This is a genomic window from Microcoleus sp. K4-B3 (assembly GCF_036704615.1).
In the GTDB taxonomy this organism is placed as follows: domain Bacteria; phylum Cyanobacteriota; class Cyanobacteriia; order Cyanobacteriales; family Microcoleaceae; genus Microcoleus.
Map to the genome: position 1 here is coordinate 1 of NZ_JAUBSF010000228.1, position 1464 is coordinate 1464.

The following is a 1464-nucleotide window of genomic DNA, read 5'->3' on the forward strand; positions in this document are numbered from 1 at the left end:
CTAACCGAGTTAATCGGCTAGGCTAACCGTCCCACAAGGGTTTAAGCCCTTATTTTAGGTTAAACGAGTCGCACCAAGGCACCTCTAGTTTAAACAGGACAAAGGTTTGAGAGAATGGTAAGGCAAAAAAATAAGGAGCCACACGGGCTCCCCAAAAAACAAAATGTTGCCCCCATCATACCAAAAAATCCTGCTCCCTCATCTCAATGAAAGCCAGTACTTAACCTTACAACTGCTGTTGTTATTGCTTCAGGCTCATCGTCAGGTCAAACTCTCCGTATTAGCCAGTGTCTTTCCTCAACCGATTCAATATCAAAGCCGCTTTCCGAAACTTACAACGCTTTTTAGTGTTGCCTCAGTTGTGCGTCAAACTGTTGTGGTTTCCCCTGATTAAATATTGGATTGTGAGCGAGCAAACGTCCAAGCGCTTAAACCGAGAACAACGTCGTTGTGTACGAAAACTCAAGCATCAAAAGTATGGCTATTGGATCATTGCAATCGATCGAACACAGTGGAAAGGACACAATATATTTATGGTTAGTCTGGTCTGGGGGACTCATGCTCTTCCGATATATTGGGAAGTCTTAAAGAAGTCAGGTAACAGTGACCTCAAGACTCAAAAACGACTTTTAGGTACAGTCCTTCTTCTGTTTAAGAACTATCCCGTCTTGGTATAATGGCGATCGAGAGTTCCATAGCCCCAAACTCGCATCATGGCTTGATTCCAGGGGCGTATCCTTTGCACTACGTCAGAAAAAGGACTTCCAATTTCAAGAGAATTTAGGTGAAGACTATCAAGTGCTCAAAAAGCTTGGCTTCAAACCTGGGATGTCCAATTTTTATCAGAATATTTTGGCAAATAAAGGAGACGGTTTAGGACCATTTAATCTGGCTGTATATTGGAAACGAAAATATCGTAAGCTAGGGCCAAAAGAACCTTGGTATATTCTGACAAATCTCCCCAATCTGAAGCTTACTTTAGGTGTTTATTGTTGTCGGTGGGGCATCGAACAGATGTTCAAAGATTACAAAATCGGTGGTTATAATGCGAGAAGATACCAAGGTCAATGAAGCTCGCTTTTTAGCCTTAGTCTTGTTGATTGCGATAGCTTATAGTTTGGCGACGATTCACGGACAATGGCTCAAGAAATTAGGTATAGAAATTTATGCTGGACGGCTCAATGAGCATCAAGACAAAACCCCACTTCGTAAGTGAATTTAGTCTGAGCCTCTATGGACAACGGTGGATCTATGGGATGGAATTATGGAACGATTGGGTAATAAGCCTAATTGCACTCAAGCCCCATAAACGTCTCTATTTTCAGCGTGGCTTCTACGCCCTATCCCTCATGCAGCAAGCATTATAGGTGCGTTGTCACCCGTTAAGCTTTTAGCGATGATGATGCCTTTTTTTGGTCGATTCTCGCCTGATTTAATTCCTGATGAATCATTTTTGTCACATGA

1 pseudogene is annotated in these 1464 nt (G+C 42.3%); it reads left to right on the plus strand.

Annotated features, from left to right (window positions below):
- Positions 1 to 163: 163 nt before the first annotated feature.
- Positions 164 to 1367: pseudogene (locus QUA78_RS32580) on the plus strand (IS4 family transposase).
- Positions 1368 to 1464: the final 97 nt, after the last annotated feature.